The organism is Pseudomonas sp. 2822-17, assembly GCF_002742485.1.
Classification (GTDB): Bacteria; Pseudomonadota; Gammaproteobacteria; order Pseudomonadales; family Pseudomonadaceae; genus Aquipseudomonas; species Aquipseudomonas cyclaminis.
In genome coordinates this window covers 1-22,566 of sequence record NZ_LJRZ01000559.1, presented here as the reverse complement: position 1 = coordinate 22,566, position 22,566 = coordinate 1, and the positions used below count along the sequence as shown (strand labels likewise).

General features: G+C 63.0%; 21 protein-coding genes and 2 pseudogenes. 10 read left to right on the top strand and 13 right to left on the bottom strand.

The features are described 5' to 3' along the window. The first annotated feature begins 56 nt into the window (after nucleotides 1–56). The gene (locus AOA60_RS23305) at nucleotides 57–1,055 is read left to right on the top strand and encodes an NAD(P)H-quinone oxidoreductase (protein WP_099586420.1); all 999 of its coding nucleotides are present in this window, start codon (nucleotides 57–59) and stop codon (nucleotides 1,053–1,055) included. A 61-nt stretch (nucleotides 1,056–1,116) separates the two neighbouring features. On the opposite strand, the gene AOA60_RS23300 is transcribed toward AOA60_RS23305, so the two are convergent. The 3 genes and pseudogenes from AOA60_RS23300 to AOA60_RS23290 all read right to left on the bottom strand — a co-directional run bounded on the left by AOA60_RS23300 (nucleotide 1,117) and on the right by AOA60_RS23290 (nucleotide 3,623). After that, a complete protein-coding gene (locus tag AOA60_RS23300) occupies nucleotides 1,117–2,241 on the bottom strand; it encodes an alkene reductase (protein WP_099586437.1) in 1,125 nt (374 codons plus the stop codon). Nucleotides 2,242–2,318: 77 nt separating this feature from the next. Then, nucleotides 2,319–2,999 carry a type 1 glutamine amidotransferase domain-containing protein gene (locus AOA60_RS23295; protein ID WP_256592869.1) on the bottom strand — a complete coding sequence of 227 codons (681 nt, stop codon included), beginning with the start codon at nucleotides 2,997–2,999 and terminating at the stop codon, nucleotides 2,319–2,321. Next, a pseudogene (locus tag AOA60_RS23290) lies at nucleotides 2,996–3,623 on the bottom strand (TetR/AcrR family transcriptional regulator). Before AOA60_RS23290 ends, AOA60_RS23295 begins: the two are co-directional and overlap by 4 nt. A 173-nt stretch (nucleotides 3,624–3,796) precedes the next feature. On the opposite strand from AOA60_RS23290, the gene AOA60_RS23285 reads away from it, so the two are divergent. Beyond that, nucleotides 3,797–4,741 (top strand): GlxA family transcriptional regulator, encoded by a 945-nt coding sequence (locus tag AOA60_RS23285; RefSeq protein ID WP_099586417.1) that lies wholly within the window; start codon nucleotides 3,797–3,799, stop codon nucleotides 4,739–4,741. Here the strand turns inward: AOA60_RS23285 and AOA60_RS23280 are convergent. Beyond that, entirely contained in the window at nucleotides 4,719–5,225 is a 507-nt protein-coding gene (locus AOA60_RS23280) for a GNAT family N-acetyltransferase (RefSeq protein WP_099586436.1), read from the bottom strand. The two genes, AOA60_RS23285 and AOA60_RS23280, sit on opposite strands and share 23 nt — an antisense overlap. 178 nt (nucleotides 5,226–5,403) lie before the next feature. Between AOA60_RS23280 and AOA60_RS23275 the strand changes: the two genes are divergently transcribed. Further along, complete coding sequence (locus tag AOA60_RS23275; protein ID WP_099586416.1) at nucleotides 5,404–6,279, top strand: undecaprenyl-diphosphate phosphatase; 876 nt, start codon at nucleotides 5,404–5,406, stop codon at nucleotides 6,277–6,279. Between the two features lie 298 nt (nucleotides 6,280–6,577). Here AOA60_RS23275 and AOA60_RS23270 read toward each other — a convergent pair whose 3' ends face one another. The 4 genes from AOA60_RS23270 to AOA60_RS23255 are packed head-to-tail and all read right to left on the bottom strand — an operon-like array spanning nucleotide 6,578 to nucleotide 10,048. Continuing rightward, nucleotides 6,578–7,402 carry a sugar phosphate isomerase/epimerase gene (locus tag AOA60_RS23270; protein ID WP_099586415.1) on the bottom strand — a complete coding sequence of 275 codons (825 nt, stop codon included), beginning with the start codon at nucleotides 7,400–7,402 and terminating at the stop codon, nucleotides 6,578–6,580. Nucleotide 7,403: 1 nt separating this feature from the next. Next, nucleotides 7,404–8,603, bottom strand: a complete 1,200-nt coding sequence (locus AOA60_RS23265) for an NAD(P)/FAD-dependent oxidoreductase (protein WP_099586414.1) — start codon at nucleotides 8,601–8,603, stop codon at nucleotides 7,404–7,406. Nucleotides 8,604–8,605: 2 nt separating this feature from the next. Next, a complete protein-coding gene (locus AOA60_RS23260) occupies nucleotides 8,606–8,926 on the bottom strand; it encodes a MocE family 2Fe-2S type ferredoxin (protein ID WP_099586413.1) in 321 nt (106 codons plus the stop codon). Between the two features lie 27 nt (nucleotides 8,927–8,953). Further along, the gene (locus AOA60_RS23255; RefSeq protein ID WP_099586412.1) at nucleotides 8,954–10,048 is read right to left on the bottom strand and encodes a fatty acid desaturase family protein; all 1,095 of its coding nucleotides are present in this window, start codon (nucleotides 10,046–10,048) and stop codon (nucleotides 8,954–8,956) included. A gap of 162 nt (nucleotides 10,049–10,210) precedes the next feature. On the opposite strand from AOA60_RS23255, the gene AOA60_RS23250 reads away from it, so the two are divergent. After that, the gene (locus tag AOA60_RS23250; protein ID WP_099586411.1) at nucleotides 10,211–11,260 is read left to right on the top strand and encodes a LacI family DNA-binding transcriptional regulator; all 1,050 of its coding nucleotides are present in this window, start codon (nucleotides 10,211–10,213) and stop codon (nucleotides 11,258–11,260) included. Nucleotides 11,261–11,329: 69 nt separating this feature from the next. On the opposite strand, the gene AOA60_RS23245 is transcribed toward AOA60_RS23250, so the two are convergent. After that, nucleotides 11,330–13,291, bottom strand: a complete 1,962-nt coding sequence (locus AOA60_RS23245; RefSeq protein ID WP_099586410.1) for a sigma-54-dependent Fis family transcriptional regulator — start codon at nucleotides 13,289–13,291, stop codon at nucleotides 11,330–11,332. A gap of 185 nt (nucleotides 13,292–13,476) precedes the next feature. On the opposite strand from AOA60_RS23245, the gene AOA60_RS23240 reads away from it, so the two are divergent. Genes AOA60_RS23240 through AOA60_RS23230 form a run of 3 tightly spaced genes read left to right on the top strand, consistent with a single transcriptional unit; the run spans nucleotide 13,477 to nucleotide 16,203 of the window. Then, entirely contained in the window at nucleotides 13,477–14,481 is a 1,005-nt protein-coding gene (locus AOA60_RS23240) for a Gfo/Idh/MocA family oxidoreductase (protein ID WP_099586409.1), read from the top strand. Beyond that, a complete protein-coding gene (locus AOA60_RS23235; protein WP_099586408.1) occupies nucleotides 14,478–15,257 on the top strand; it encodes a TIM barrel protein in 780 nt (259 codons plus the stop codon). Before AOA60_RS23240 ends, AOA60_RS23235 begins: the two co-directional genes overlap by 4 nt. Nucleotides 15,258–15,276: 19 nt before the next feature. Beyond that, nucleotides 15,277–16,203: a sugar ABC transporter substrate-binding protein gene (locus AOA60_RS23230; RefSeq protein ID WP_099586407.1), complete on the top strand. Its 927-nt coding sequence runs from the start codon at nucleotides 15,277–15,279 to the stop codon at nucleotides 16,201–16,203. Between the two features lie 61 nt (nucleotides 16,204–16,264). Here AOA60_RS23230 and yghU read toward each other — a convergent pair whose 3' ends face one another. Beyond that, nucleotides 16,265–17,092: a glutathione-dependent disulfide-bond oxidoreductase gene (yghU, locus tag AOA60_RS23225; RefSeq protein ID WP_099586406.1), complete on the bottom strand. Its 828-nt coding sequence runs from the start codon at nucleotides 17,090–17,092 to the stop codon at nucleotides 16,265–16,267. Between the two features lie 44 nt (nucleotides 17,093–17,136). After that, nucleotides 17,137–18,372 (bottom strand): MFS transporter, encoded by a 1,236-nt coding sequence (locus tag AOA60_RS23220; RefSeq protein WP_099586405.1) that lies wholly within the window; start codon nucleotides 18,370–18,372, stop codon nucleotides 17,137–17,139. Between the two features lie 100 nt (nucleotides 18,373–18,472). Between AOA60_RS23220 and AOA60_RS23215 the strand changes: the two genes are divergently transcribed. Together AOA60_RS23215 and AOA60_RS23210 are read left to right on the top strand one after the other, a co-directional pair. Then, nucleotides 18,473–19,435, top strand: coding sequence for an AraC family transcriptional regulator (locus AOA60_RS23215; RefSeq protein ID WP_099586435.1), 963 nt, complete (start codon nucleotides 18,473–18,475; stop codon nucleotides 19,433–19,435). Nucleotides 19,436–19,524: 89 nt separating this feature from the next. Then, nucleotides 19,525–20,121 (top strand): glutathione S-transferase family protein, encoded by a 597-nt coding sequence (locus AOA60_RS23210; protein WP_099586404.1) that lies wholly within the window; start codon nucleotides 19,525–19,527, stop codon nucleotides 20,119–20,121. Nucleotides 20,122–20,197: 76 nt separating this feature from the next. Here AOA60_RS23210 and AOA60_RS23205 read toward each other — a convergent pair whose 3' ends face one another. Next, nucleotides 20,198–20,965: an SDR family NAD(P)-dependent oxidoreductase gene (locus tag AOA60_RS23205; protein ID WP_099586403.1), complete on the bottom strand. Its 768-nt coding sequence runs from the start codon at nucleotides 20,963–20,965 to the stop codon at nucleotides 20,198–20,200. Between the two features lie 137 nt (nucleotides 20,966–21,102). Here AOA60_RS23205 and AOA60_RS23200 point away from each other — a divergent pair, with 137 nt between their 5' ends. Next, nucleotides 21,103–22,251 (top strand): aldose epimerase family protein, encoded by a 1,149-nt coding sequence (locus AOA60_RS23200; RefSeq protein ID WP_099586402.1) that lies wholly within the window; start codon nucleotides 21,103–21,105, stop codon nucleotides 22,249–22,251. Between the two features lie 114 nt (nucleotides 22,252–22,365). Here the strand turns inward: AOA60_RS23200 and AOA60_RS23195 are convergent. Continuing rightward, nucleotides 22,366–22,566 (bottom strand): annotated as a pseudogene (locus AOA60_RS23195) (L-arabinose ABC transporter permease AraH); the annotation flags it as partial.

Here is a 22,566-nt window from a genome sequence, read left to right as displayed (position 1 = left end):
CGCCGGCCGCCCGATGCGGTCCCACTCCATACGCTCATCGCTGCAGGTAATTTCAAATGACACTCCCTAACGACATGACCCTGATCGAAATCACCAGCCCCGGTGGCCCGGAGGTGCTGCAACCGCGCCAGGCGCCAACACCTGTGGCCGGTCCCGGCGAGATCCTGATCCGCGTGCACGCCGCCGGGGTCAATCGCCCCGACGCCCTGCAACGCGCAGGCAAGTACCCGATGAAACCCGGCATGAGCCCGATTCCAGGTCTGGAAGTGGCCGGTGAAGTGGTGGCGCTGGGCGACGGCGTGACCGAGTTCGGCCTCGGCGACAAGGTATGCGCCCTGACCAATGGCGGCGGTTACGCACAGTTTTGCACGGTGCCCACCGGCCAGGCCTTACCGATCCCCGAAGGCATGGACTGGATTCAAGCCGCCGCCGTGCCGGAGACCTTCTTCACAGTGTGGGCCAACCTGTTCGGCCTCGGCGATGCGCATACCGGCCAACGGGTGCTGATCCATGGCGGCACCAGCGGCATCGGCACCACCGCACTGATGCTGTGCCGAGAGTTCGGCATCCAGGCCTTCGCCACCGCCGGCAGCGCCGACAAGTGCGCGGCTATCGCGAAGCTGGGCGCCAAGCCGATCAATTACCGCGAGCAGGCATTTGCCGAGGTCATCGACCAACAGACCGACGGCCAGGGCGTGGACGTGATCCTCGACATCATGGGTGGCTCGTACCTCAACAACAACCTCAAGGCCCTGGCCATGGACGGGCACCTGGTGATGCTCGGCTTTCTCGGCGGCGCCAAGGCCAATGACGTCGACCTGCTGACCATCCTCGGCAAACGCGCGGTGATCACCGGCTCGCTGCTGCGCGCACGCACCAAGGAAGAAAAAGCCGCGATTGCCGAACAGCTGCGCGAGTACATCTGGCCGGTGCTGGAGGCCGGGCGCTGCTTGCCGATCATCGACCAGGTGTTTGACTACACCGACGCCGCCAAGGCCCATGCACGGATGGAAGGTGGGGATCATATTGGGAAGATTGTGTTGCGGGTCGCGTAACCAGCAGGCACTAGACATCAAATGTGGGAGGGGGCAAGCCCCTCCCACATTGATTGCATGACTACCCGAGGTACGTGGGATAGTCGATATACCCCTCCTCACCGCCACCATACATCCCTGCCTCGCGCAGCGGATTCAATGGCCAGCCATTAAAAATCCGCTGCGGCAGGTCCGGGTTGGCAATGAACGGCCGCCCGAATGCGATCAAATCCGCCAGCCCGGCTTCGACCAGTTTCGCGCCGCGTTCAGCGGTGTAGCGACCGGCATAGATGATGCGACCGCTGAAGGTGCTGCGCACGGCTTCACGGAAGCTGTCAGGCAGGATCGGCGCGTTGTCCCAGTCGGCCTCGGCGATGGAGACATAGGCAATGCCCGACGCCTCCAACACCTTGATCGCTTCGATATAGGTGTGGTGCGGATCTTCTTCCACCAGGCCGATGTACACACGGTCTTCGTCAGTGCCGCTGAACAACGGCGAGAACCGCACGCCAAGGCGTTCCGGGCCGACGACGGCGCTGACCGCTTCGACAATCTCACGCAGAAAACGCAGGCGGTTTTCCAGCGAGCCGCCGTATTCATCATCGCGGGTGTTGGAATGGGCCGAGATGAACTGATTGACCAGGTAACCATTGGCCGAATGGATTTCCACCCCGTCGAACCCGGCATCCACGGCGTTGCGCGCCGCCTGGGCGTAATGCCCCACCAGTTGCTTGACCTCAGCGGTGCTCAACGCGCGCGGCACCGGGGGTTGCACCAGTTCGCCGGCGCCAGGGCCGGTGGCGATGAAGGCTTTGGCTTGCAAGGCCGCCAGCGCAGAAGGCGCCACCGGTGCTGCACCGCCTGGCTGCAAGGCGTTATGGGAGACGCGCCCCACATGCCACAGTTGGGCGAAGATCACCCCGCCGTCGGCATGCACCGCGTCGGTGACTTTGCGCCAGCCGTCGATCTGCGCCGGGGTGTAGATGCCCGGTGTCCACGCATAACCCTGGCCACGGGGTTCGATCTGCGTGCCTTCGCTGACCATGAACCCGGCGCTGGCACGCTGGCGGTAATACTCGGCCATCAGGTCGGTGGCGATATCGCCGGGCTGGGCGCTGCGCTGGCGGGTCAGCGGGGGCAGCACGACGCGATTGGTCAGCGTGTGATGGCCCAGTTTTACCGGGGTACTTAAAACGGTGTCAGTCATGGTTTTTTCCAAATTCGGGGCGCACGAAAGCATTGGCGACTCTATTGAGTCGCCAACGAATCGAGTGGTTGATTAAGTTAAGCGGTGAGTTTCAGCAGGGCCTTGGCCACATCGCTGGAGCTGCCGGGGTTCTGCCCGGTGACCAGCAGGCCATCGACGAGCACGAAGGATGCCCAGTCGGCGCCCTTCTCGTACTTGCCGCCCAGCTTCTTGAATTCATCTTCAATCAGGAACGGCACCACGCTGGTCAGGCCTACGGCTTTTTCTTCAGAGTTGGAGAAGCCAGTCACGCGACGACCCTTGATCAACGGCTCACCATTGACCGCCTTGACGTGACGCAGCGCGCCCGGCGCGTGGCAGACAAAACCGATGGGCTTGCCGGCACGCTCAAACGCTTCGATCAGTGCGATGGACACCGGCGACTCCGCCAGGTCCCACAACGGGCCGTGACCGCCTGGGTAGAACACCGTGTCAAAGGCATCCACGTTGACTGTGTCCAGCTTGACGGTGTTGGCCAATGCCTGCTGCGCGACCGGGTCGGCGGCGAAGCGGCGGGTCTGCTCGGTTTGCGCATCCGGCTTGTCGCTGACCGGGTCCAACGGCGGCTGGCCACCGGCTGGGGAGGCCAGCACCACGTCGGCGCCGGCGTCCTTGAATGCGTAATACGGCGCGGCAAACTCTTCGAGCCAGAAGCCGGTCTTGCGCCCGGTATCGCCAAGCTGGTCGTGAGAGGTCAGTACCATTAATACTTTTTTCATTTTCCAGTGCCTCGATCAGTGAATATCAGTGTGTTCAGGGCGACCCAACAGCTGTCGGGTCAGCAACAACGCCTCATCAAACGGCGCGGATGTCAGGGTGATCTTGCTCATGACGCTGCTCCCCAGCCACAGCGCGTACAGCTGCTGGGCCAAGTCCTGCGGGCGGTGCTGAAGCCGCAATGAGCCGTCTTCAATGCCGCGCTGCAGCGCCACGGCGAGTAATGCAATGGTGCGCGAAGTGCCGCGTTGCAGGGCCAGACGCATCGGCTCTGAAAGGTCAGACACCTCGGCACCCAGTTTGACGGCAAGGCATTTGCCCGCCTCGGTGCAGCCGGTCTGATTGTCGATCCAGGCGTCCCAATAGCGCATCAACTTGGCGTGCTGGGTTAAACCGGGTTGGTCGAACAGTTGCTGCATGCCGTGTACGTAGTGGTCGAAGTAGGTGTCGAGCAACACCACACCGAAGCCGTCCTTGGAGGTGAAGTAGTGATAGAACGACCCCTTGGGCACGTCGGCGGCTTGAAGGATTTCATTCAGTCCCACCGCAGAAAATCCCTTGCGGCCGACAATCACTTGCGCCGTGTCCAGAATGGTCTGTCGTGCATTTTTGGTTTCGCTGTTCATGCTTGATCCCGTCCGATTAGACCAGTCGTCTAGTTCGTTGAGGGAATGTTAGGGGCCACGCCGCACCCTCACAATGTCAGATACGCAAGGATTCCGGACATGAGCCGACGCGGGTTGCCGTTTGCCCGGCACGCGCCGACAATCCACCCTCCCGCGCCCCTTGGAGAATGACGATGCACAGCGTTGCGCTGATGGTTTACCCGAACTTTCAATCCCTGAGCCTCAGCCTGGGCTCGGTGTTCGAGTGCGCGAACCTGCTGCGCGGGGAGCCGGCCTATGAGTTTCACCTGGTCTCTGAAAGCGGCGGCGCGGTGATGACCTCCCAGGGTTTTTCGGTGAACACCTCGCCGATTCGGCCCGAGGGCTATGACACGCTGATCGTCAGCGGTTATTTGGAGTTCCGCCTGCCGGAGGCCAACCTGCTGGACTTGGTCAAGGCAGCCTCGGCGCAATCACGCCGCGTGGCCTCGTTGTGCATGGGCATCTTTGTGCTGGCCGACGCCGGATTGCTGGAAGGCAAGCGCACCACCACCCACTGGATTCACGCCCCGGCGTTTCGCAAGCGCTACCCGGCTATCCAACTGGAAGAAGACAAACTGTTTGTGGTGGACGGCCAGGTATGGACCGGCGCCGGCATGAGCGCCGGTGTGGACATGGCGCTGGCGATGGTGGAGAACGATTTGGGCAGCGACCTTGCCCGGCGCATTGCACGCAAACTGGTGATCGCCCAGCGCCGGGGCAGCGAGCAGTCGCAATTGTCGGCCCTGCTGGAGCTGGACCCCAAGTCCGACCGCGTGCAACTGGCCCTGGCCTACGCCCGCGAGAACCTCACCCATGACCTGTCCGTCGAAGCCCTGGCCGACGTCGCCCGTTTGAGCCCGCGCCAGTTCAGCCGGGTGTTCCGCGAAGAAACCGGGCAAACCCCGGCCAAGGCCATCGAAGCCCTGCGCGTGGAAGCTGCGCGGGCAATGATGGAAACCAGCCGTCACCCGGTGGAAGTGGTGGCCCGCGAAACCGGCTTCGGTGATCGCGAGCGCATGCGCCAGGCGTTTCTACGGGCATTCGGGCAGCCACCCCAAGCGATGCAGCAGGCGTTTAATGCAGCGCCGCTCGCGTGATCAAGTAGCTCACCAACTGCGGCTCGTCGTCCAGTTCGAGGGTCTGCACCGGGCGCGGCAGGTTGTCCAGCACCGTGCGCCAGAACGCCTGGGACACTTCATCCTGGTCATAAAAGCGCACCAGCCAATTGGCCTCGCCGCTGCACAGCACCTGGGTGGCAATGGCGCGGCCGATGCCTTTGCGGCGGTAGCGCTTGAGGATGAACAGGTCGGCCAGTTCCAGGGCGTCGATGCCTGATACCTCACTGTCCTCGATCAACAGGAACCCGGCGATATAGCCATCGACCAGCAGCAGGTTGGCGCTCCAGCGCGGGTCTTGCCAGTAGCGGTTCAGGTGCTCGTCATGGATGTAGAAGCGGCCGTCGGCCTCGACATCTTCCTGCTCCCAATCCGACGACTCATAGGCGTAATACTGGTAGAGGTTGCGGATCAACTCGGCTTCTTCGGGGCCGGTCTGGATCAGTTCCACGGTGGTTTCGGGCATGGGGCTCTCGGTCAAAAAACGCAGGGCGCCATTGTTCACAAAACCTCGGAACAGTCCAATAGCGTCGCGAACCTTTCTAATTGCTGAACCGATTGCAAATAGCCGTCGGCCCTGCCGAAGCGCTGAAACATTTCGAATAAACTTCGCAGATATCTCCCTTTTCTCAAGGACACGTATTTTGACGAACGTCTGTTCCGCCGGCCTGGATGTGGGCTTTGCGTCCCTGGATTACCTGCAGATCTTCATCCTCGGTGTCATCCAGGGCATTACCGAATTGTTGCCGGTGTCGTCCACCGCTCACATGCGCGTGGTGCCCGCCCTGCTCGGCTGGCAGGATCCCGGTTCGGCGTTTTCGGCGGCCATGCAGTTGGCGGCACTGGCGGCGGTGGTCAGTTATTTCTGGCGCGATGTGCAGCAGGTGACGACAGGCAGCATTGGTGCCGTGCGCCGTGGCGACTACAACGACCGGTGGTTCAAGCTCGCGGTAGCGATTGTACTGGCGACGATTCCGATCTGTATCGCTGGCCTGGCACTGTCGTCGACCCTCAACAGCTGCAACTCGCCCATGCGTGGTTTGATGGTGATTGGTATTTCCTGCCTGGTGATGGCGGTGTTGCTCGCGGCAGCCGAGCTGCGTGCACGGCACACCCGCGACGTGAGCCAGATGCGCCTGCGCGATGCGCTGATCGTGGGTGTGGCGCAGATTGGCGCGTTGATTCCAGGGGTGTCGCGTTCGGGTTCGACGCTTACCGCCGCGTTGTTCCTCAACTTCAAGCGTGAAGAAGCCGCACGGTTTTCTTTCCTGCTGGGCCTGCCCGCTATCGCCCTCGCCGGCTTGAAAGAACTGTGGGTGTTGCTGCACGCCGATCTGCCAGCCCATGCCTGGCCGCACCTGTTGTTTGGCCTGGTGGTGGCCAGCGTCTCGGCGTTTTTTGCGATCTGGGGCCTGATGAAGTTTCTGGAGCGGTTCTCCACCTGGCCGTTCGTGATCTACCGGGCGTTGTTGGGGGTGTTCCTGATTGTGGCGGTGAGCACCGGGATGTTGGCCGGGTAAGGTAGCGTGCTCTTTTGGGGTGAGCGGGCCTCTGTGGTGGCATGGCTTCTGTAGTGGCCTGGCTTCTGTGGTGAGCGGGCTTGCCCCGCGCTGGGCTGCGAAGCGGCCCCAAAACCTGACACTGGGATTTACCTGAAAAAACGCGGCGTTCTTAATGGGGCTGCTTCGCAGCCCAGCGCGGGGCAAGCCCGCTCACCACAGAAGCCTGCTCACCATAGAGGCCCGCTCACCACAAAAGCATGCTCACCACAAAAGCCAGGTCACCATACAGAATATGCCCACTCTCGTAAGGCCGCCTTCAGACCAGGGTTTGGCAGTCGCTCCAAACCTGGCGAATCAACCCCTGCATCTTCAACGCCTCAGCCCAGCGATCGCTGATTTCACGCCCATCGGCACCGGTGATCGCATACGGCGGCGGGCCCAGTTCGCAGGTGAACGACAGGCTCTGCCCTGTGTCGGGGCGCGCCAACCAGTCTTCGATGCCGTAGCGCCACCAGCCAATAAACCGCTCGACCCAGGCCTGATGCTGGGGGAACGCCATTGAGACCTGCACCTGCTCGCTGCTGGCCACGCGGCCATGAAACCCCCAGCTGTGGCGCAGGATCGTGCGGATCTGTTCGTCGTCTTCCACCGCGCCCGGCTCGGGCAACTCGCGCCCCACCACGTAGTGGGACAGGTCGGCCAGCAACTTCAAGTCGGGCATTTGCGCCAGCAGGTCGAGGGTGAACAGCAGGTCGTTGGTCAGGCGATACCGGTGGGTTTCCAGCAGCACCGGAAAATCCACCTGCTCGGCCAGGCGCTGCCAACCTTCGACCAGCCGCGCCGCGTCGGCCTGGGTGCGCGGGCGCACGTCGGCTTGCAGGGTGAGGTGGTGGCAGCCGTAGCGGCTGATTACATCCAGCGCGGCGGCGAGGTCATCCACCGATTGCGGAAACAGCTGGCCTTCGATCTGCAAGCCCCGCGCCGTCGCGGCGGCGTGCAGGCGTGTCACATCAGCGGGTTTCCAGTAATGGTCGGTGATGCCGTCGAAGCCGGCTGCGGCGATTCGATCCAGCTGCGCTTCGAGCGGGCCGGGCTCGGTCTGCATGGCCCACAGGGATTGGAATACCAGGAATTGGCGCATATCAGCTCCGCAGCAAGTGTTTGAGGGACAGCTCGGGGTCTGCCAGGCTGGACGGGTTGAGCACCGCGCGCGCCGTGATCAGGCGTTCGCACAGCTTGATGTCCTTGGCCACGCGGTTGCCGGGCGCCCAGCCGCAGGCGCCTTGCAAATGCCCGTCGGCATTGAGGTAGAACAGCAGCAGGCCGCCGGCCGGCAAGGCACGACTGATCAGGTGCGGGGTCATCGCGCCCACTGTCTGTAAGCCCCAGTCGTATTGATCAGACCAGAAACCGGGAATCGCTTCGAAAGGCACTTCACGCCCCAGCATATTCAGCGCCACATGCCGACCCTGGGCCTCGGCGTTGCGCCAGGTTTCCTGGCGTTGGTACAGGCCATCGAGGCGAAACTCACAGACATCGCCGGCCGCATAGATGTCCGGTGCGCTGGTGCGCAGGTGTGCATCGACGCGGATGCCCTGCCCTACCTCCAGCCCCGCATTGGCGGCCAGTTCCAGATTGGGTTGCATGCCGATGCCGACCACCACCAGATCGCAGGGCAGCAACTGCCCGTCGACCAGTTGCACGGCGTCGTCATGGATGGATTCCAGTGCCACGTTCAAGCGCACGTCCACGCCTTGCTGGCGGTGCAGATCCAGCAGCGCCTGGCTGATTACCGGCGGCAGCCCCCGCCCCGCCAGGCGCGGCCCGGCTTCCAGCACCGTGACCTCACACCCCAGACCCCGGGCAGTGGCGGCCACTTCCAGGCCGATGAACCCGCCGCCGACAATCACCAGCCGTGTACCCGGACGCAAGGCACTGCGCAGGGCCAGGGCCTCGTCGTGGGTGCGCAGGTAAAGCACATTGGCCTGCGCCTGGGGCAAACGTCGCGCTCGCCCGCCGGTGGCCAGCAGCAAACCGGCATAGGCCAGCCACTGGCCGTCGGCGAGTTGCAGGCGATGGTGCTGCGGCTCCAACTGCGTCACCGGGTTGGCGGCGATATGCTCGATGCCCAGTTCGGCCAGGCGCGAGCTGTCGCACAGGCTGCACGCCGCCAGGTCCGCCGTGCCCTGCAAGAGGCCTTTGGACAGCGGCGGTCGCTCGTAGGGCAGGTGCGGCTCATCGCCGATCAGGACCAGGCGCCCGGTATAACCTTCTTCGCGCAGGGTCAGCGCCGCACGGCCACCGGCATGGCCGGCGCCGACGATGATCAGGGGTGCGTTCATCATCACACCGTGACAGCGAGCAGTACCCGCCCCGCTTCGACCCGCACCGGGTAGGTCTTGAGGTTGACGCACACCGGCGCGCCCATGGCCTTGCCGGTGCGGTAATCAAACCGCCCGTTGTGCTTGGGGCACTCGATGACGTGGTCCATCACCAGGCCATCGGCGAGGTGGATTTTCTCGTGGGTGCACAGGCCGGCGGTGGCGAAAAACTCATTATCGGCCGAGCGATACACCGCATAGGTGTGGGGCCCGTGGTCGAAGCGCAGCACGTCTTCTTCGTCTATCTCGCCCACGGCGCAGACGTCGATCCATTGATCGTTCATGGCGGTTTCTCTTGTTATAGATGGGGTTCAGCTGACTGCGGCTTCGGCACTCATCGGGGCATTGGCAGCCGGCTCCACGCTCGGGCGAATCGGCCGCTGGATGAAATACGTCGGATCGCTGCGCTGCTTCCAGACGGTCGGCAGGATTTCCCGGTAGGCCTCGAAAATATTCGCATACGGCGGCGGGCAGTCGTTGCGGATCTCTTCGTGCAACTGCGCGAGGGCGTGGTACGGCACCATCGGGTACATGTGGTGTTCGAGGTGGTAGTTCATGTCCATGTAGATAAAGCGCAGCACGCGGTTCATGTAGATGGTGCGGCAGTTGCTGCGGTGGTCGAGCACGTCTTCGGCCAGGCCCACATGCTGGGTAAGGCCGAACAGGTAGCCGAGCCAGGCGCCGTAGATGCTCGGCAACCCCACCAGCATCAGCGGCAACCAGCTGTGCAGGTACAGCGCAGTGCCGATGACCAGCGCATAAATGCCAACCCAGATCCGCGCAGCGCGGAACACCTTGGGCCACTCGGATTCGGGGATAAAGTCCGCTTCCTGGGCACTCATCTGGCCCACCGCATGACGCGCCACGCCGCTGAAGGTTTTCCACGCCAAAGGCAGGTTGAACAGGCTCAGGAACATCATCAAGAAGCTCGGCGGACGCGGTTCGACGATTTCCGGGTCGCGGCCAACCACGATGGTATCGGTGTGGTGCCGGGCATGGCTCCAGCGCCAGACATGGGGCTCGAAGATGCACATGAAGCTGGCGACCTGGTACAGCACGTTGTTCATCCAACGGGTCTTGAACGCGGTGCCGTGGCCGGTTTCGTGCCAGCGCGGGTTGGACGCCGTGCCGTAGAGCACGCCATAGGCGAGGAAGAACGGCACGCAGGCCCAGGAGCCCCAGAAACAGTAGCCGCCGAAACCGGTGGCGAACAGCGCGCTCACCCAGATGGCGGTGTCGCGCAAGGCCGGGCCGTCGCGGCGCTGCATCAGTTCTTTCATGCGTTTACGGGAAATCGGCGATTGGTACCAACTGGCCGAGACCAGGCCTTTTTCCGCCGCGCGGGCGGCTTCCGGGCCGGTCAGGCTGTAGTCGCGCCGGGCGGTGTGAGCGGTGTGTTCAGGCATTGTTATTGTTCTCCGCAAGCGGGTGGTTTCTGGTGCTTTGCGAAACCAACGATAGAGTGCGGCTAAATCACCCTCAAGGCCTTGAATCCATTCCCTATCAAGCTATCATCCAGGCCCAGCGGGGCTTGATAGTTTTCTATCAAGACGTTCAAGAGGGCTGTCATGAACAACAATAAACGCCCAACCATTGCCACCGTCGCCGCCCATGCGGGCCTGAGTGTGGCCACTGTTGATCGGGTGCTGAATGCGCGTGCTCCGGTGAATCCGGAAACGGCCGAGCAAGTATTCCAGGCCGCCGAAGCCGTGGGCTATTTTGCGGCACGGCTGATTGGCCAGCGCATCCGCGAACGCCGGCCCACCTATCGCTTCGGCATTCTGCTGCTGGGCACCGCCCAGGCGTTCTATGCGCACCTGGCGCAGTCGATCAGCGACGCCGCGCAGCATCACGCCACGGCCAACCTGACCTGTCAGTTCGAATACATCAACGACCGCACGCCCAGCGCCATCGTCGCGCAGATCGAGCAACTGGCCGTGCAGTGTGATGCCCTGGCGGTGGTCAGCTTTGCCCACCCGCTGATCAATGCCTGCCTGGCGCAGATCCGCGAGGCCGGCGTGCCGGTGGTCGCCCTGCTCTCGGATATCCATGAACAGGCCCTGGAACCGTATGTCGGCCAGGACAACCATGTGGTCGGGCGCACCATGGGCTGGCTGCTCGCCCGCACCTGTGGCGCGCGCAAAGGCAGCGTCGGGATTCTATTGGGCGGCCACCGGTTCCTGGGGCATCAGGCACGGGTCGAAGGCCTGCACAGCTATTTGGCCGAACACGCGCCGGGGCTCAAGCCGCTGGAGCCGCTGATCAACCTGGACAACTGCGACATCACCGAAGAAGCCACCCTCGACCTGCTCACCCGCCACAGCGACCTGCGCGGCCTGTGCGTGGTGGGCGGCGGCGGCGACGGCATCATCAGCGCCCTGGCGCAGCTGCCCAAGCGCCCGGCGTTGTGTTGCATCCTGCAGGAGTCCACCGAGCTGTCTCGCCAGGCGTTGAGCCAGGGCTTGATTGATGTGGTGATGGACTCACAGCCACGGCAGACGGCGGTGGCGCTGGTGGGGCTGTTGGTGGAGTTGCAGAGTGCCGAAGGGTTTGATGCGATGCGGCATCGGGTGCATATCGCGCCGCAGATTGTGACGTCCGAAAATATGTGTGACTGAAGCGCGGTCATGCGCTGTTGTGGTGACCTGGTTTCTGTGGTGAGGGGCTTCTGTGGCCATATTTTGAATTTACGCGCCGCGAAAATCCCCGGCATTCAGCCCGAATCGGCTCATTTTGTTGTACAGCCCACCCCGCGATACGTTCAGTTGTTGGGCGGCCAGGCGGATGTTGCCGCGGGTGCTTTTGAGCGCGGCGATGATGGCGTGCATCTCGTGGCTGCTCAGGTCTTGGGCGGGCTGGGGCTCGGAATGGCGCAGCGTGGCTCGCGGCCTGGTTTCCAGGGGTAAGTCGGCCGATTGGATGAGTTCCCCCGTCGCCAGGTTGGTCGCCCGTTCGATGGCGTTTTCCAGCTCCCGCACATTGCCCGGCCAGCCGTGGGCCGAGAGCAAGGCCAAGGCCTCCGGCGAAAAACCCTGCACCGATTTTCGCAACGAGCGCGCGCAACGCGTGAGGAAGTGCCGCGCCAGCAGCGGGATGTCTTCACGGCGCATGCGCAACGGCGGCACGGTCAGGTTCAGCACGTTGAGGCGGTAGTAGAGGTCTTCGCGGAACGCGCCTTCGGCCACGGCCTGGCTGAGGTTGCGGTGGGTGGCGGCGATGATGCGTACGTCCACCTGGCGTGCGCTTTTTGCGCCGACCCGCGCAACTTCACCCTCCTGCAACACCCGCAGCAGGCTGACCTGGGCGTCGAAGGACATGTCACCGATCTCATCCAGGAAAATGGTGCCGCCATCCGCCAGTTCGAACTTGCCCGCCGAGCCGCCCCGCGCCGAGCCGGTGAACGCGCCTTCGACATGGCCGAACAGTTCACTCTGCACCAGGTCCCGTGGAATCGCGCCGCAGTTGACCGCCACGAACGGGCCGTTGCAGCGCTCGCTGGCGTTATGGATCGCCTGGGCGAACAACTCCTTGCCGGTGCCGCTTTCACCCAGGATCAGGGTGGTGGCGTCACTGCGACTGGCGATGCGCGCCAGGTGCAGCGCGTCCTGGATCGCCCGCGAGGTGCCCTGCAGGGTCTCGAAGGTATACCGCGCCTGGGTGCCGACAAGGCGCCGGGTGATTTCGCGGATGCGCCGGTTCTCGCGCAGCGACACGATCACCCCACCCTGTTCCAGCGGGCACACTGAGACCAGGCAGGCGAGTTGGCTGCGGTCGTGCAGGTGGAAGGTGCAATCGAGGTCACGCACCGGCTCGCCCAGCGCATCGCTCAATTCGCTGCGGCCCAGGCGCTGGAAGGGGCTGCCCACCAACTCCGGCCCGACCTGGAACAGCTGCCGGGCATAGCGGTTGAGCGCCTTGATGCAGCCGCGCTCGTCCAGTACCACCAGGCCTTCGTTAAGCACTTCGAGCACGGTTTGCTGTTCTTCAAGCAGCGCTTGCAGGGCCATCTGGCGTGATACGGCTTCGGCGGCAGCTTGCACGGTGCCCAAGGTGTGGAAGTGGAACCAACCGGGCTCGGCGGTGAGGGTGAGCATGGCCAAGGTCTGGCCCTGGGCATTCTTGATTGGCGCGGCGGCGCAGTGCATGCGGCGCTGGCGCAGGCCAACGGCGAAATTTTCCTCGGCCAGCACATACACCAGGCGGTCTTCGGCCAGGGCCAAACCGGTGCAGTTGGTGCCTTGTACCGACTCCGACAGGCGGCTGCCCACGGGGGTGATGTCCAGCCCGCAGAAATACAGGGTGGTGCCGTCGGCATCGGTAAGGTTGATATGCCCGCGAGGGTTATAGGCCAGCAGGCCATGCATGACTTGGGCTGCGGCCGCGATCAGCACGCGGTGGCTGGCCAGGGTGGCAGCCAGGATGTGAGGGTCGACAAAACGGTATTGGCTGTCGGCAGGATCGATACCCGCCTCGACGCTGCGCCGCCATGAATCCCAGATCACCTGGCGCACATCGGCCGGGCGTTCGACCAAACGTTCCTGGCAACCCTGCCACGCTTGCTCCAAGGCATTGATTGGGCCGTCATTCAGCGCAGCAGGCCCGAGGGCTGTCAGGTAGTCGAGGTCTTGTACGCTGAAGGCCATGCTCATCACGGTTATCCATGTTCATATTTTTGACATGTCAGTATAGACATGTCATCCAAATGAACACATTTTGTTTATTGAATTTCCATAAACCTATAACTATCAGCAACTTACGAATTGGCACAGGCTTTGCTCCTACCCCTTTGCCCATCAGGACCGTCCTGAGGCCAACAATAAGAAGGGGTCACCACATGAGTACACAGAACATCCGCCTGGGCTTGATCGGTGCTGGTCGCATGGGCAGCTTCCACGGCTTGACTGCTGCGCGGCATATCCCCGGCGCCAGCCTGGCCGCCATCGCCGATCCGACCCCAGGTCAAGCCGCTCGCCTGGCAGCAGAGTTGGGCGTGGACAAGGTCTACACCGACCCACAACAGTTGCTCGACGACCCGGATATCGACGGCGTACTGATCGCCGCTCCTGCCCGCAGCCATGCCGAACTGGTGATCAGCGCCGCCCGCGCCGGCAAAGGGATCTTCTGCGAAAAACCCATGGCCATCACCTTGGATGAGGCCGACCGCGCCATCGCTGCCGCCGCCGATGCCCGCGTGCCGTTGCAGGTCGGCTTCAACCGGCGCTTCGCCAAGAGCTTTCGCACCGCGCACCTTGACGTGCTGGCCGGCCGTATCGGCACCCCACAGCTGCTGCGCTCGCTGACCCGCGACCCGGCGCTGAACAACCCGGCCAACTCGCCGCAATGGGTGATCTTCCTCGAAACCCTGATTCACGACTTCGACACCCTGCGCTACCTCAACCCCGGTGCCGAAGCCGTAGAAGTCCACGTAATGGCCGACGCGCTGATCGCCCCGCAATTCAAAAGCAAAGGCTTCCTCGACACCGCCGTGGTCACGATCCGCTTCGATAACGGTGCGATTGCCACCGCCGAGGCCAACTTCCAGGCCGTGTATGGCTACGATGTGCGCGGCGAAGTCTTCGGCAGCGCCGGCATGCTGACCATGGGTGGCGTACAGGAATCCGACCTGACGCGCTACCTGGCCCAAGGTATCCAGGCCGACACCCAGCGCCTGGACACCGACCTGCTGCGCGACGCCTACGTCGCCGAGCTCAACCACTTTGTCGACTGCCTGCGCACCGGCGCCAAGCCCCTGGCCAGCGGCGAAGACGCGCGGGCGGCCCTGGCGATTGCGCGCGCCTGCATCACCTCGTTCGAACAGGGCAAGGCGGTGGCCGTATGATCCCGTTCAAGCTGGCGATCAGTGCCGAGATGGTGTTTCTCGACCTGCCCTTCGTCGAGCGCGTCAAACGCATTCACGCCCTGGGCTTCAGCGCCGAAATCTGGGATTGGACCCACAAGGACATCGACGCGCTGGTCGCCACGGGCGCCGATTTCACCTCGATGACCGGCTACATCAGCGGCACCCTCACCGATCCCGATGGCATCCGCCAATTGCTCGACAGCGCCCGGGAATCTTTAGGCATCGCCGAACGCCTGAATTGCCCCAGCCTCAACCTGCACGGTACTGGCCTGGGTGAAGGCGGCCTGCCGGTGCAGCCCGTGAGCCAGACCACCGGGCGCATGTGGCTGAGCGCCTGCAAAACCCTGGAAAAAATCGCCCGCCTGGGTGAAGACGCGGGCCGTGTGTTCCTGCTGGAAAACCTCAACACCGAAGTCGATCACCCCGGCGTTCCGTTCGCCCGCGCCGAGGACACATTGGCGCTGATCGAAGCCGTAGGCAGCCCCCACGTGAAGATGAACCTGGACCTGTACCACGCACAGATCGGCGAAGGAAACCTGATCGAACTGATCCAGCGCGCAGGCCCCGCCATCGGTGAGATCCAGGTGGCCGACGTGCCCGGACGCAAAGAGCCCGGCACCGGCGAAATCCACTACCCGGCCATTGCCAGGGCCTTGCATGGCATCGGCTACAGCGGCGTGGTTGGCCTGGAAGGCTGGGCCAGCGGCGACAGCGAGCTGGCCCTGGAGCGTTTCCGTCAAGCGTTCACCCTATAACAATAAAAGGAACACCCTCATGCATCGCTATTCATTGATCGTTGCCACGCTGTTACTGCTGTTCAGCCCATGGTCCTTCGCCGATTACCGAATCGGCGTGAGCATTGCCAGGGTCGACGATAACTTCATGACCTACGTGCGCAACGGCCTGGACAGCGCCGCCAAGCAGCACGGCGTGCAGATCCAGTTCGAAGACGCCCAGGGCGACGTGGTGCGCCAGCTCAACCAGGTCGAAGGCTTCCTTAACCAGAAGGTCGACGCGGTGATCGTACTGCCGGTGGACACCTCCGCCACCGCCAACATGACCCGCGCCGCCGTGGCCGCCAAGACGCCGTTGGTGTACGTCAACCGCCACCCGGATGAACGCACCCTGCCCAAGGGCGTGGTTACCGTCGCCTCCAACGACATTGAGGCCGGGCAATTGCAGATGCGCTTCCTGGCGGAAAAACTCGGTGGCAAGGGCAATGTGGCGATCATCATGGGCGACCTTGCGCAGAATGCCACCCACGACCGCACCGAGGGCGCCAAGCAGGTGCTCAAGGACTTTCCGGGGATCAAGGTGGTGGAGCAACAAAGCGCGGAATGGCAACGTAGCAAAGGCATGGACCTGACCAGCAACTGGTTGCTGGCGGGCACCCAGTTCGATGCCATCGTCGCCAACAACGATGAAATGGCGATTGGCGCGGCCATGGCGTTGCAGCAATCGGGCAAGGCCAAGGGCGAAGTGGCGATTGTCGGTATCGACGGTTTGCCGGACGGTCTGGCGGCGGTCAAGCGCGGGATGCTGGCGGCGTCGGTGTTCCAGGACCCCAAGGCCCAGGCGACCAAGGCGGTGGAGTCGGCGATCAAGATGATCAAGGGCGAGCCGATCGAGTCGGAGGTGTGGGTGCCGTTTGAACTGATCAAGCCTGAGCAGGTGGCGGTGTTCGAACAGCGCTATAAATAAATCAAAGACAAGGAGATCCAAATGTGGGAGGGGCTTGCCCCCTCCCACACTGGGACCTCAATCAGTCGAGGTCGCTTGCGTCATGGCGTTCGGGCAACTGCTCTTCGCCCGACACCCGGTTCACCCGCCGCCCCCGCTGCACCGCCGGCCGCGCATCAATCGCGTCCGCCCAGCGCTGCACATGCGTGTATTCGTGTACCGACAGAAATTGCGCCGCGCCATACAAACGGCCTTTGACCAACCCGCCATACCAGGGCCAGATCGCGATGTCGGCAATGGTGTATTCGTCTCCGGCAATGTACTCGCTGACCGCCAGGCGTTTATCCAGCACGTCCAACTGACGCTTGGCCTCCATGGCGAAGCGGTTGATCGGGTATTCCATCTTGCTCGGCGCATACGCATAGAAATGCCCGAAGCCACCGCCCAGATAAGGCGCGCTGCCCATCTGCCAGAACAGCCACGACAAACACTCCGCACGGGCCGCCGGTTCGGTGGGGAAGAACGCGCCGAATTTCTCGGCCAGGTACTGCAGGATCGCGCCAGACTCGAATACACGAATCGGCGTGGCGCCGCTGTGATCCATCAAGGCCGGAATCTTGGAGTTCGGGTTGACCCCGACAAAGCCGCTGCCGAACTGGTCGCCGTCGCCGATCTTGATCAGCCAGGCGTCGTATTCCGCACCGCGGTGCCCCAGGGCCAGCAGCTCTTCGAGCAGGATCGTGACCTTCTGCCCGTTGGGCGTGGCCAGGGAATACAACTGCAGCGGGTGCTTGCCGATGGGCAATTGTTTGTCGTGGGTAGCACCGGCGATGGGCCGGTTGATGCTGGCGAAGGTGCCGCCGCTTTCGGTGTCCCAGGTCCAGACTTTCGGGGGTACATACTCGGTCATGCTTACGACTCCAGAAGCGTTTGCGATCAACGAAGCGTTTCAGACTAAACCAAAGACGGGTGGTGAGTCACACTCCCCGCCGCAGCGTGCCGGGGCACCTGCACTCGCAGGGCGATCAACAATGCCGCCAACAGCATCAAGCAACCCGCCCCTATAAACACCCCATCAATGCCGGTGGCACTGAACATCGCGCCACCGCCCGCCGCACCCGCCGCGATTGCCGATTGCACCGAAGCGACCACCATGCCACCGGCACTTTCGGCCTGATCCGGCACCGCACGGGCTACCCAGTTGGACCACGCCACCGGCACACCACCGAAGGCCATGCCCCACAGCGCCAGGAGCAACGCCTGACCCGGCAGTGACGCGGGCAGCATCACCAGGGCCAACGCAGCGACGCCCACCAGGACCGGCATCAACACCAGGGTTCCCCGGGGGTTGCGCACCAGCAACCATCCGGCCAACAGTGTGCCGACAAAATTCGCCGCGCCAAACCCCAGCAGCATCAACGCCAGCCCTTGGGTGCCGACCCCGGTGGTGCTTTCCAGAAACGGGCGAATGTAGGTAAACAGCGCGAAGTGCCCGGTGTGCACCAACACGCAGCCGAACATACCGATGGCAATGCCGGGGCGCAGCAGTACATCCAGCACGGTGCGCAGACGTGCGGTGCCGCTGGGTGCCAGGCGCGGCAGGGTGAACAGCTGGAACGCCAGGGTCACCACGCCGACGGCGGCCGCAGCCACAAATGCACTGCGCCAGCCGTACAGGTCACCCAGGTAGCTGCCCAACGGCACCGCGACGACGGTACCCACCGCAATGCCGCTGAAGATGATCGACAGCGCACGGGGCAGCAACGCCGCCGGTACCAGGCGCATCGCCACGGCCGCCGCCATGCTCCAGAAACCGCCGAGGGCAATGCCCAGCAGGATGCGCATCAACAACAGCACCAGGAGGCTGGACGAGAACGCCACCAGCAGGTTGGAGGCAATCATCAGCGTGGAGAACCCCAACAGCACCAGGCGCCGGTCGATGCCGCGCGTCAGGCCAGGCACCAGCAAACCGGCGAACAACGCCACCACCGCCGTGACCGTGACCGCCTGCCCGGCCGACGCTTGCGACACACCCAGGTCCAAGGCCATCGGCGTCAGCAGGCTGGCCGGCAGGTACTCCGCCGTGAGCAGGCCGAACACGCCCATCGCCAGGGAAAACACCGCCATCCACGCGGGTGTGGTCGGTTCGACCCTGTCATCAACAGGGGCATGGGACACACAATCATTCATCACAAGACATCCTCAGGCATTAACGTGACGGTCAGTCTAGGTTCCGCCTTCAGGATGATCTATGATTCAAACCCTTGAGTTCTTGACTGAAACCCCGAATATGCCAGCCGACAATGCGTTCACCCTGTCCTCCGAGCTGATCAACGAACTGCTGCGCAGCATGCGCCTGCGCGGCGTGCAGTACCGGCGCATCCAGGCCGGGCCGGTGTTCGGCATCAGCTTTGCGGCCAAGCCGGGCCATGCGTATTTCCATTTTCTGGCCGCCGGCTGCGCGACCCTGCGCCTGCACGACGGCAGCCTCTTTGAGTTGTCGGCCGGCAATGCGGTGTTTATCGCCCACGGTGGCGCCCACGCGCTGTTATCCAAACCGGATGACCCCGTGCAGGACATCGCCAGCTTCGACGCCGCACCGCTGGGCGATACCGTGTGCGCGGTGAATGCGTCGCCCGACGCTGCCTCCAGCACCCTGCTGTTCAGTGCCTGCATGGAGTTCGAACTCGACAGCATCCAGGGCCTCGGCAACTTGATGCCGGCCTTGATGCTGATCGATGCCGCAGGCCAGCGTTACCCTGGCCTGATGCCGATCCTGGCGGTGATGGAACGCGAAGTCTCCAGCGCCCGCGTCGGTTACGCCGGCATCCTTGCGCGCCTGGCCGATGTGGTGGCGGCGATGATCGTACGGGGCTGGGTCGAGTGCGCCTGCGCCAATGCGTCGGGTCTCGCGGCCGCCTTGCGCGACACCCGCCTGGCCGGTGCCCTGCTCGCCCTGCACCAGCAGCCGGGGCGCGACTGGAGCGTGGCCGAGCTGGCGGCGCACTGTCATACCTCACGCTCGGTGTTCGCGGATCGTTTCCAGGCGACCCTGGGGGTTCCGCCGTTGCGTTACGTGACCGAACTGCGCATGCGCCTCGCCAGCCAGTGGCTGACCCTGGAGCGACTGCCCATCGAAGAAGTGGCGCACCGCCTCGGCTATACCTCCCAGGCGGCCTTCAGTCGCGCCTACAAACGCATTACCGGGCAACCGCCGGGCGCCAGCCGCCAGGGTTTCAGGAGTGCGGTATGAGCGCAGGGCTTGAAGACATCCTCGTTGCGCCGGGCGGCCGAGTGCCCTTAATCTCTTGAGCTCGTCACCCTGATAGCAATGGAGGCTTCATGAAACTGGTCGGCATGCTGGATTCGCCTTACGTAAGGCGCGTAGCCATTTCCCTGGAGTTGTATGGGATTGAGTTTGTGCACGAGCCATTGTCGGTGTTCAGCACCTACGCGGAATTTGCCGAGATCAACCCGGTGGTCAAGGCCCCGACCCTGGTGCTGGACGATGGCACGGTGTTGATGGATTCGAGCCTGATCCTGGAGTACCTCGAAGCCCTGGCCCCGGCGGACAGCAAACTGCTGCCCCAGCAACCGGTGGCACTTGCCAAGGACTTGCACGTTCTAGGGCTGGCGCTGGCAGCCTGTGAGAAGAGCGTGCAGATCGTCTATGAGCACAACCTGCGCCCGGCGGAGAAACAGCACGCGCCGTGGCTTGAGCGCGTAACCGACCAGTTGCTCGCGGCCTATGGGTTGCTGGACAAGCAGCTGGGTGACAGCCAATTGCTGACCCAGGCGTCGATTACGGCGGCAGTCGCGTGGTCGTTCAGCCAGTTCACCGTGGCGTCGGTGGTCAAGGCCGATGCGTTCCCGAACCTGCGACGGCATGCCGAGCGTCTGGAGCAGCATCCGGCGTTCAAGCGTTACCCCATCGCCTAAGCACCGCAGTTCACATATGGGAGGGGGCAAGCCTCCTCCCACACTGGCCCGGGTTGCATGAAGGACTGAGTCAGGCTCAGACCCAACCGCCATCCACAATAAAGTTTTGTGCCGAGCACATCGCCGAGGCATCCGAGGCGAGGAACAACGCCATGTTGGCGATGTGTTCCGGCATCACGCTGCCGGGCAGGCACTGGCTGCGGGCGATCAGTTCCTTGGCCGCGTCGTCCACCCACATCGCCAATTGCTTCTCGGTCATGACCCACCCCGGCACCAGCGTGTTGACGCGAATGCGGTGAGGCCCCAGCTCGCGCGCCAAGCCTCGGGTCATGCCGTGGGCGGCCGCCTTGCTGGCGGCGTATACCGGGTAGCCGGCGGAGGCCATCATCCAGCCGACCGAACCCAGGTTGATGATCGCGCCGCCACCGGCCGCTTTCATCATCGGCACCACCGCCTTGGCCGCAAAGAAGGCGTGCTTGAGGTTGACCGAGATCAGCTTGTCGAAGGTGTCCGAGTCCACTTCTTCCAGGGTGTGGCGCACGTCATTGGCGGCGTTGTTCACCAGCACGGTGATCGGCCCCAATGAATGCTCGAAACGCTCGATGGCGGCCTTGTAGGCAATCTCATCGGTGATGTCGCAGCACACGAACTCCACGGTATGCCCCGCTGAACTCAGCAACGCCGCCAGGCGTTCGCCCTGGCTTTGTGCACGGTCCACAAAGCCGACCTTGGCACCCTGCGCGGCAAAGGCCCGCACCATGAACTCGCCGATGCCCGAGGCACCGCCAGACACCAGCACGGTTTTGCCTTTAAGGTCGGGATAAACAGCCTGTGCAGTACTCATATAACGGTTGCCTCGATCAATTAGTCTTATTTTATTTTACGAAATCGGCGTTAAAGGCTATAAATTCGCTGTCACACCGACAAAATATCGCTATTAGTAGAACTATTCCACTCAAAACAACAAAAGGAAGTTCGACCATGAAGCACCCTCGATACCTGCTCTCGGGCCTCGCCATGTCCCTGCTGGTTGCCAGTGGCGGCGCCCAGGCGGCAGGGCTGTCCAGCGAGCACAAAGCCTTCGGCAAGACCAACGACGGTACACCCGTCGAACAGTACATCCTGCGCAACAGCCATGGCATGCAAGCCACGGTCATCACCTACGGCGGCGTGTTGCAGTCGCTCAAAGTGCCGGATAAAAACGGCAAGGTCGACGACGTGGTGCTCGGCTTCGACGACGTGCAGGGCTACCAGGCCGGCACGGCGTTTTTTGGCGCGACCATCGGGCGCTTCGGCAACCGCCTGGCGGGCGGCGCCTTTGAACTCGACGGCAAGCGCTACCAGGTACCGCTCAACGATGGCCCCAACTCGCTGCACGGCGGCGCCCAGGGTTTTGACAAGCAGGTGTGGAAGGCCGAGTCGGTCAAGGACAAGGGCTCGGTCGGCGTGAAGCTGAGCTACCTGTCCAAGGACGGTGAAATGGGTTTCCCCGGCAACCTGAAGACCGAAGTCACCTACCGCCTCAACGACAACAACGAACTGCACATCGACTACACCGCCACCACCGACAAACCCACGGTGCTCAACCTGACCAACCACAGTTACTTCAACCTGGCCGGCGCGGGCAACGGCGACATCCTCAAGCAAGTCGCTACCTTGCATGCCAGCCATTACACCCCGGTGAATGCAACGTTGATCCCGACGGGCGAGCTGGCACCGGTCAAAGGCACCCCGATGGACTTCCTGAAACCGACGCCGATCGGCCAGCACATCAAAGCCGATCATCCGCAGCTCAAGTTTGCCGAGCCCAAGCAAGGCGGGTTTGACTTCAACTGGGCGCTCGATACCCAGGGCGACGTCAAAAAGCTTGCCGCCGAGGTGCATGACCCTGAGTCGGGCCGGCGTTTGCAGCTGTACACCAGCGAGCCGGGGGTGCAGTTCTATACCAGCAACTTCCTGGATGGCTCGGTAAAGGGTAAAGGCGGCAAGACTTACCTGCACTGGAGCGGGTTTACCTTGGAGACGCAGCATTATCCGGATGCGCCTAACCAGCCGAAGTTTGCTTCAACTCGCCTGAATCCAGGACAAACCTATACCCAAAACACCGTTTTTAAATTCACCGCCGATTAAAACTGTGGGAGGGGGCTTGCCCCCGATAGCGGTGGATCAGTCACTGATTTATCAACTGACCCACCGCTATCGGGGGCAAGCCCCCTCCCACATTAGCCCTCACATGGCGAGGGATCAGCGTTGTTTCATGCGGTCGATGACGACGGCCAGCAGCAGGATCGAGCCGCGAATTACGTACTGGTAAAACGTGTCGATGTTCTTCAGGTTCATCGCGTTTTCGATGATCGCCAAAATCAGCACCCCCGCAATCACATGCCGGATCATGCCGATCCCGCCGCTCAACGACACCCCGCCCAGCACGCATGCCGAGATCAC

Excerpts from the sequence above, each read along its gene's own strand:
- AOA60_RS23305 (WP_099586420.1), top strand. The coding sequence starts at position 57 with ATGACACTCCCTAACGACATGACCCTGATCGAAATCACCAGCCCCGGT.
- AOA60_RS23300 (WP_099586437.1), bottom strand. The coding sequence starts at position 2,241 with ATGACTGACACCGTTTTAAGTACCCCGGTAAAACTGGGCCATCACACG.
- AOA60_RS23295 (WP_256592869.1), bottom strand. The coding sequence starts at position 2,999 with ATGAAAAAAGTATTAATGGTACTGACCTCTCACGACCAGCTTGGCGAT.
- AOA60_RS23285 (WP_099586417.1), top strand. The coding sequence starts at position 3,797 with ATGCACAGCGTTGCGCTGATGGTTTACCCGAACTTTCAATCCCTGAGC.
- AOA60_RS23280 (WP_099586436.1), bottom strand. The coding sequence starts at position 5,225 with ATGCCCGAAACCACCGTGGAACTGATCCAGACCGGCCCCGAAGAAGCC.
- AOA60_RS23270 (WP_099586415.1), bottom strand. The coding sequence starts at position 7,402 with ATGCGCCAATTCCTGGTATTCCAATCCCTGTGGGCCATGCAGACCGAG.
- AOA60_RS23265 (WP_099586414.1), bottom strand. The coding sequence starts at position 8,603 with ATGAACGCACCCCTGATCATCGTCGGCGCCGGCCATGCCGGTGGCCGT.
- AOA60_RS23260 (WP_099586413.1), bottom strand. The coding sequence starts at position 8,926 with ATGAACGATCAATGGATCGACGTCTGCGCCGTGGGCGAGATAGACGAA.
- AOA60_RS23255 (WP_099586412.1), bottom strand. The coding sequence starts at position 10,048 with ATGCCTGAACACACCGCTCACACCGCCCGGCGCGACTACAGCCTGACC.
- AOA60_RS23250 (WP_099586411.1), top strand. The coding sequence starts at position 10,211 with ATGAACAACAATAAACGCCCAACCATTGCCACCGTCGCCGCCCATGCG.
- AOA60_RS23245 (WP_099586410.1), bottom strand. The coding sequence starts at position 13,291 with ATGAGCATGGCCTTCAGCGTACAAGACCTCGACTACCTGACAGCCCTC.
- AOA60_RS23240 (WP_099586409.1), top strand. The coding sequence starts at position 13,477 with ATGAGTACACAGAACATCCGCCTGGGCTTGATCGGTGCTGGTCGCATG.
- AOA60_RS23235 (WP_099586408.1), top strand. The coding sequence starts at position 14,478 with ATGATCCCGTTCAAGCTGGCGATCAGTGCCGAGATGGTGTTTCTCGAC.
- AOA60_RS23230 (WP_099586407.1), top strand. The coding sequence starts at position 15,277 with ATGCATCGCTATTCATTGATCGTTGCCACGCTGTTACTGCTGTTCAGC.
- yghU (WP_099586406.1), bottom strand. The coding sequence starts at position 17,092 with ATGACCGAGTATGTACCCCCGAAAGTCTGGACCTGGGACACCGAAAGC.
- AOA60_RS23220 (WP_099586405.1), bottom strand. The coding sequence starts at position 18,372 with ATGAATGATTGTGTGTCCCATGCCCCTGTTGATGACAGGGTCGAACCG.
- AOA60_RS23215 (WP_099586435.1), top strand. The coding sequence starts at position 18,473 with ATGCCAGCCGACAATGCGTTCACCCTGTCCTCCGAGCTGATCAACGAA.
- AOA60_RS23210 (WP_099586404.1), top strand. The coding sequence starts at position 19,525 with ATGAAACTGGTCGGCATGCTGGATTCGCCTTACGTAAGGCGCGTAGCC.
- AOA60_RS23205 (WP_099586403.1), bottom strand. The coding sequence starts at position 20,965 with ATGAGTACTGCACAGGCTGTTTATCCCGACCTTAAAGGCAAAACCGTG.
- AOA60_RS23200 (WP_099586402.1), top strand. The coding sequence starts at position 21,103 with ATGAAGCACCCTCGATACCTGCTCTCGGGCCTCGCCATGTCCCTGCTG.